Origin of the sequence: Gallibacterium faecale (genome assembly GCF_027920745.1) — a bacterium.
Taxonomy (GTDB): domain Bacteria; phylum Pseudomonadota; class Gammaproteobacteria; order Enterobacterales; family Pasteurellaceae; genus Gallibacterium; species Gallibacterium faecale.
Genome location: NZ_JAQIBB010000119.1, coordinates 1 through 7,156, shown reverse-complemented (window position 1 = coordinate 7,156; position 7,156 = coordinate 1). Strand labels below are relative to the sequence as shown.

At 36.3% G+C, this 7,156-nt stretch carries 4 protein-coding genes; 2 read left to right on the top strand and 2 right to left on the bottom strand.

The features are described 5' to 3' along the window. Positions 1 to 87 precede the first annotated feature (87 nt). Both prc and proQ read right to left on the bottom strand, forming a co-directional pair. Complete coding sequence (prc, locus tag PF272_RS12230) at positions 88 to 2,091, bottom strand: carboxy terminal-processing peptidase (protein WP_271142971.1); 2,004 nt, start codon at positions 2,089 to 2,091, stop codon at positions 88 to 90. Positions 2,092 to 2,199: 108 nt separating this feature from the next. After that, positions 2,200 to 2,856: an RNA chaperone ProQ gene (gene proQ / locus PF272_RS12225; RefSeq protein WP_271142970.1), complete on the bottom strand. Its 657-nt coding sequence runs from the start codon at positions 2,854 to 2,856 to the stop codon at positions 2,200 to 2,202. A 212-nt stretch (positions 2,857 to 3,068) separates the two neighbouring features. On the opposite strand from proQ, the gene PF272_RS12220 reads away from it, so the two are divergent. Further along, positions 3,069 to 4,301 carry a paraquat-inducible protein A gene (locus PF272_RS12220; protein WP_065239821.1) on the top strand — a complete coding sequence of 411 codons (1,233 nt, stop codon included), beginning with the start codon at positions 3,069 to 3,071 and terminating at the stop codon, positions 4,299 to 4,301. Further along, positions 4,285 to 6,936, top strand: a complete 2,652-nt coding sequence (locus PF272_RS12215) for a PqiB family protein (protein ID WP_271142969.1) — start codon at positions 4,285 to 4,287, stop codon at positions 6,934 to 6,936. The genes PF272_RS12220 and PF272_RS12215 overlap by 17 nt, the downstream gene beginning before the upstream one ends. Positions 6,937 to 7,156: the final 220 nt, after the last annotated feature.

Genomic DNA, 7,156 nt, shown 5'->3' with positions numbered 1-7,156 from the left:
TTAATATTTGTGACTAAATTTAGATTTATCATCAAACAAAATCGCCTCTACAACGAGAGGCGATTTTTTTCTTTTCTACTAAAAATTTTATTTACTAGGAAGCATATCTACTGCCATATGCTCTATCTCTTTTAGCACAAAGTCTGGTGCTTCGTAATCTTTTGGTAAGTCATCCAATTTTTTAAGTGGTTTCTTACCTTCACGTTTAAATCTTTCATTTAGATCTTTTAAGCGTTTTGCATCATCTTTATCATTTTCTGCTTTACGCTCATCCAAATTCAATGATAAGAATTTACGTTCATTACGTTGATCTCGTGTCGCAATATCTTGATTCAATACAATAAATTCAGGATCGTTCGCTACACGTTCTTTATGACGTTCAGTTAAAGTTTTCACAATTGAAGATAAATCACTCACTTTTTTATAAGGTGCTTCTGGAATTTTATCCCATACAAGTGCATTATCTTCTTTGCTTTCTCCATACTCAGACTCATCAATTAGTTCCGCAATTTTAACATCTGGCGCAACACCTTTTAATTGTGTACTACCACCGTTAATACGATAGAACTTCTGAATAGTATATTGGATCGCCCCTAATGGAGTTGGATCTGTATCATAAATAAAGTTTAGTGGACGACTTTGTTGTACAGTCCCTTTACCAAAGGTATTTTGCCCTACAATCACAGCTCTACCATAATCTTGCATTGCAGCAGAGAAGATTTCTGAAGCTGACGCACTGAAGCGATCGACCAATACAATCATCGGTCCATTATATAATTCTTGCGGATCTAAATCTTCGTGGACTCGAATACGGTTAAACGCATCACGCACTTGTACCACTGGACCATCCGTAATAAACAGACCACTTAATGTAACCACTTCTGTTAATGAACCACCACCGTTATTACGTAAATCAATGATCAAGGCATCTGCTTTTTTCTCTTTCATTTCATTTAATAATTTAACTACATCCGCAGTTAAACCATTATAAAAACCTGGAATCGTAATGACGGCAACATTCTTGTCATCAACTTTTTCCACTTTTAATTTTGCAGCACGATCTTCAATTCGTACACGATCACGAACTAAAGTGATAATTTTAGTTTTACCACCTTTTGCTGGTTCGATTTCTAAACGAACTGTTGTACCTTTTTTCCCTTTGATTTTTTCAACAACATCATCAAGACGCCAGCCTACAACATCTTCAATCTCACCTTTGTTGCCTTGACCAACCCCAACGATTTTATCGCCAGCTTTGATTTTTTTACTTTTATCTGCAGGTGCTCCTGGAACAAGAGATTTGATAATAGTTTCATCATCTTCTGATTGTAATGTTGCTCCGATACCTTCTAAAGATAAATTCATATCTTCTTGGAAGCTTTTCGCATTACGTGGAGAAAGATAACTGGTATGAGGATCAAGTTCTCTCGCAAATGAATTTAAAAATAGTTGTGTAATATCATCTGCTTTTGTTTGAGTTAGACGTTTGATCGCTAAATTATAACGTTTTACCAATTTTTTCTTGATTTGTGCCCAAGATTTACCTTGTAAACGCATAGAAATCACATCGTTTTTCACACGCTCTTTCCACAATTTATCCGCTTCTTCTTCTGTTTTTGGGAATGGTGCTTTACTACGATCAATTTCAATCTGATCTTTCTCTTTTAAATTTGGCTCTTTATCTAATAAAGAAAGTGCGTAGGTATAACGTTGATAACGACGTTCTTGTAACAATTTATACATATCAAATGCCGCGCATAAATCCCCAGCAACGAGATCATCATCAAAATGTTTTGCATATTTGCTACGTAACTCATCAATATCTGATTGTAGGAAAGTATTATGGCTATAATCCAGAAAATCGATATAGCGATTAAAAATCTTTTCCGACATCGCATCATCAAGTGTAAATTTCTTATAGTGTGATTGGATTAATCTCGCTGTAACCCGTTTTGCTTCTGTTGAGTTTGCTTCTGTTGCAGCGGGTATAACGATTTTATCTGCACTGATATCTGGCTTAACTGCCCATGCTGGTGCATTGGTGAAGAGATACCCGATGATAATGCTCTGTGCAATTTTCTTGAACTTCATTCGTGTCCAATCCTCTTAACTTCGATAAATTTATCAATCAATTTGAACTTGTGTTAGAAACGTGAAGCAGGTTTCCCTGCTTCATTGATGATTATTTACAACTGCTAATTAAAGTTGAAATACTTTATCTTCAGTAACTGTTAAAATCAAACCTTGTGCTAATTCAACACGTACACTGTCTTTATTAACCGCAATCACAGTCGCTACTTGTGTCTTTTCACCTACTTTAATTTTAACCTGTTGAGTTTCTTGTAAATTAGATAAATCAACTGGCACTAATACAGGTCTGCGTCTAACGTCACCTTTTGCAGCGCCTTTTTTGTAATTTGGCTTACGTGTTCTTTGCTCTTTTGGCTGTTTATCGCGCGCTTCAGCAGCTTTACCAAATTTTTTCGCTTTGCTTTCTTGTAAGCGTTGTTCCGCATGAGCAATATGTTGTAATTCAACTTCGCCACAAGGATTACCGTCTAAATCAACACGTTTAGCCCCCGGTTTATACCCATGAAGATAACGCCAACCTGCTGTATATTGACGTAATGCACGACGTAACTGGCTATTTGAAACAGTTTCATCATCTTTTAATCTTTCTGCAAGATCTTGGAAAATCCCGATTTTTAACGGTTTTGCTTCACCTTGAGTAGAAAAGCAGAGAGGGAATTTTTCGGTTAAATATGCAATAACTTGGTTGTTTTCTTGGAATTTATTTTTTGAAGTTGTTTCAGCATTAACTTGCTGTTCATTTTTATTTTCTGTTTCTAACGACATAGTCCTACTCGTAATTGTCAAAAACTGTCCTAAATTAGACCTACCTACTCGTATCAATCTGACTTTAATCTAAAAAATCAGCCAATATTGACGCCTATTTGAAATTCAAATCGATAAGATTATTTACTTGTATATTCTCTCTTTATTTATATACTTGTTCAACAACTTTATTGGCTTATTTAAACTAATAGTGTCATTCCAAGCAAATTTCAATGTTAATTAAAGCGTTTTCTTCATCTGATACCACAGAACGTGCTATTTGTTGTGATATTTGTGATCACGCAATGTTACTACCGCCATTACAAAAGCACCAAAAAGCAAATTGCCCGCATTGCCATCATACTGTACGGGTAGGTAATCTTTGGAGTTTAAAACGTTGTTCAATCTTAGCATTATCTATTTTGATTTTGATGCCACTCGCATTTTCCTTCCCATTACTTAATATTCAACTATTGGGTACACCAGTCTATGCCTCAATTTGGAGTGGCGTTTGGAAGATGGCAACAGAAGGGTATCCATATAGTGCCTTTTTAGTTTTATTCTGTGCGATTGCAATGCCCATTGCTTTTGTCGTAATCATCATTTTGTTACAACTTTGCTATCTATTTAAAATCAACGCAAAAATGTTGTTACTCTCACTTAATTATATTAAGTCTTGGGTAATGCTAGATGTCTATTTGATTTCACTTGGTGTAGCAGCTTTTAAAGTAAGAGAATATGCAAGTATTTCATTTACGATCTATTTAGTGCCTTTTGTGTTGGTTACTTTTCTCACGATTCTGTTATTTACTAAAACATCTCCAAAACAGTTTTGGGATAAATTTTATCCACCAGAGAATATTACTAGTGAACATTTACGCTATTGTGTCACTTGTGGCTTAAGCTTCCCTGCTGATCAAGCTATTGGTCATTTCTGCCCACGTTGTCACGCAAATACAGCGATTGATTCTAATCTTATTTTACAGCGAACTTGGAGCACATTAATCGCTGGTGCAATTATGTTGCTGCCCGCCAATTTTTTACCGATCTCTATCGTCTATGTAAATGGTGCACCTACTGCTGATACCTTAATGTCAGGTGTCATCTCTTTTATTAAGATGGGGAACTACAGTATTGCAGCGATTGTTTTTATTGCCAGTATCTTTGTTCCTGTCTGTAAGATCTTAATTATGCTTTATTTATTAGGTTGCATTCATTTTGGATATGGTAAAAATATTCATTTACAAATGAAGTTATTTGAAATCGTTCACTTTGTAGGACGTTGGTCAATGCTCGATCTTTTCGTTTTATCCCTAATGATGTCATTAGTGACTCGAGGACAAATTATTAGTTTTTCAGTAGGTCCTGCAGCCATTTATTTTGGATTGGCTGTGTTCTTAACTATGATTTCTGCTGAAGTTTTTGATACACGATTATTATGGAAAAATTATGAAGCACATCAATAATGCCTCCACTTCTACACCAGCAAAACTTTCTACCATAAAACGAATCTCGCCATTCTGGCTACTGCCGTTTATTGCTTTTTGTGTTGGAATCGTTCTTTTTTATCAATTACATAAAGAACAAGGCGAACAAATCACGATCTATTTCTCTGAGGGATCGGGTTTAGTGGCTGAAAAAACGCCTATTCGTTATCAAGGCTTACAAATTGGTTTAGTGAAAAAAGTAAATTTCACCCCAGATATGAAATCTGTGCAGGTAACAGCCAATATTTATCCTGAAGCCGTTTCAGTATTAAGAGAGGATACAAAATTCTGGATTGTTCAACCTACTGCGACTTTAGCTGGTGTATCGGGTTTAGATGCGTTAGTTTCAGGAAATTACATCACGCTTTCCCCAGGAAAAGGCGAAGAAGCTGATACCTTTGTAGCTGAAGAAGAAGGTCCTATTGCAGAATTAAATGAAGGCGATTTATTGATCCACTTAGTCGCAGATGATCTTGGTTCAGTAGAAATGGGATCAAGTATTTTCTTCCGTAAGGTACCTGTTGGAAAAGTAAATAACTACGCTTTTACTGATGATAAAAAAGTCGCAATTGACATCATTATTTATAAACAATATGCAAAATTTGTGAAACAGGATAGCCGTTTCTGGAATATTAGTGGGATCAAAGCAGATGCTAGCTTAAGCGGTATTTCTATTAATATGGACAGTGTGCGAGCTATTTTACAAGGTGCCATTGCTTTTGACTCGCCTGATGATAGCCCAGAAGCAAAAACGGATAGTACTTTCTCACTCTACTCCTCAATTAAGGCTGCTAAACGTGGACTAAATGTCGATATCACCTTACCTCACGACACGGCTGGTTTAAGAGAAAATGAAACTCCCGTCTATTTTCACGACATTCAAGTCGGGGTCTTAAGTGAAATTAGTTATGATGAAGATAGTGAAACTGCTGTACATAGCAGTAAAACTTTACAAGCTAAATTGCTTGTTGATCCAAGTATCAAAAATAATCTAAAAGCCGGCTCAAAAATTGTATTACGCGATCGCCCTTCATTAGCAGAAGTCACAAATATTACCCAATTCCTACAAGGAAAATATTTTGAAATTGTAGAAGGATCTGGAAAACCTGCTTTATCATTTGAGGTGATTAAACAATCTGAATTATTACTACAACAACCGGGAATCTTACTATTAACCCTCACTGCTCCACAAACATATAATATTGAAGAAGGGCAACCTGTTGTTTATAACGGCTTAAAAATTGGGGAGATTGTTTCCCGCCAAGTTGATATTAACCATGTTTCTTTTCAAGTCGTTATTTTGTCAGCTTACCGCCATTTAATTAATGCAGATACCCTATTTGTTGCAGCAAGTAACTTTAATTTAAATCTCAGCAGTGATGGTGTGCAGGTTAGTGTAGATTCGCCACGTAAATGGCTGCAAGGCGGAATTAATGTTTTACTCCAATCTAATAAACGGAGTAAACCGCTCTCTGAATATCCACTCTATGAAAACAGTAGTAATGCGCTCGCAGGCATTACTTCTAATGAAATTAAACCAACGATTGTCCTTACAACGGCTGAATTACCTGATATTAGCGAAAATTCGCTTGTCCTCTACCGCCGTTTACCTGTGGGTAAAATTTTAACTATTACGCCAACAAAACAGGGCTTTAATGTTGGTGTATTTATTAATCAACAATATCGTCATCTCTTTACTAAACAAAGTCGTTTCTGGGCGGAAAGTGCAGTACAAGTTGATGTTTCATTACAAGGTGTAGATATTAAAGCAGCGCCAATATCTCGTATTTTAAAAGGGGCAATTAGCTTTGAAAATGTGAATAGTGGTGGAGAACAAACGCTGCTCTATCCAGATAAAACAACTGCGCTTTCTGCAGGACAAGAAATCCAATTAATTGCCAATGATGCGAGTAATCTTGCCGTAGGTATGCCATTACGCTATTTAGGCGTTACTATTGGTGAAATTAAGAAAATTTCCCTTGATCAGAAAAAACAACAAGTGATTGCTAACGCTTTAATCACGGGCGATTACTTTTCCCAATTAAGCAAACAAGGCAGCCAATTCTCCGTAGTTACCCCGCAAATTTCTGCTGGTGGCGTGCAAAATCTAGATGCATTGTTTAAACCTTATATTGATGTCAGTTTTGGTAGTGGTAATAGCCAAACACGTTTTAAATTAACGCAAAGTACCGACAGTAATAAGTATCGTCACGGTTTCCCATTAGTTGTAGAAACTGAAAATGCAGCCTCACTTTCTATCGGTGCACCTGTGTTATATCGGGGGATTCAAGTTGGTGAAATTCGCAATATTCAATTAAATACTACTGCTGATCGCGTGTTTGTTGATATTATTCTTGATCAACAATATCGCCATTTAGTTCGCCAAAATAGTGAATTCTGGCTTGCGTCTGGTTATTCGTTAGATGTAGGCTGGAGTGGTGTTAATTTAGAAACAGGTACCACACAACAACTTCTACGTGGTGGTATCGCATTCTCTACGCCATCAGGCAAAGTTGTACAACCTGTTGCAAAACCTTATCAGCATTTCTTACTGCAAACTAAAAAACCAGCTGAAAGTCAAACTTGGAATCAAGGCAGTGCTGCACAGGAATAAGGTAACTGAGTAATCTTTTGATCTACACCTAGTTTTAGGTGTAGATCTCATCATTAACTATTCTAAATTTGAATTTCCTTAAAATCGAATCTGCTAAACAATACAAATTTTCGGAGTAATGGACAAAATGGAGGCTACAATCATAAAACAGCCTCCTAATGGACATTTTGGAAGCTAAAAGTCATTTTTACTCATCAAATAATCCTGAATAAACTTAATC

What these genes read in the sequence shown, in the direction of transcription:
- prc (WP_271142971.1), bottom strand. Translation starts at nt 2,091, where the DNA reads ATGAAGTTCAAGAAAATTGCACAGAGCATTATCATCGGGTATCTCTTC.
- proQ (WP_271142970.1), bottom strand. Translation starts at nt 2,856, where the DNA reads ATGTCGTTAGAAACAGAAAATAAAAATGAACAGCAAGTTAATGCTGAA.
- PF272_RS12220 (WP_065239821.1), top strand. Translation starts at nt 3,069, where the DNA reads ATGTTAATTAAAGCGTTTTCTTCATCTGATACCACAGAACGTGCTATT.
- PF272_RS12215 (WP_271142969.1), top strand. Translation starts at nt 4,285, where the DNA reads ATGAAGCACATCAATAATGCCTCCACTTCTACACCAGCAAAACTTTCT.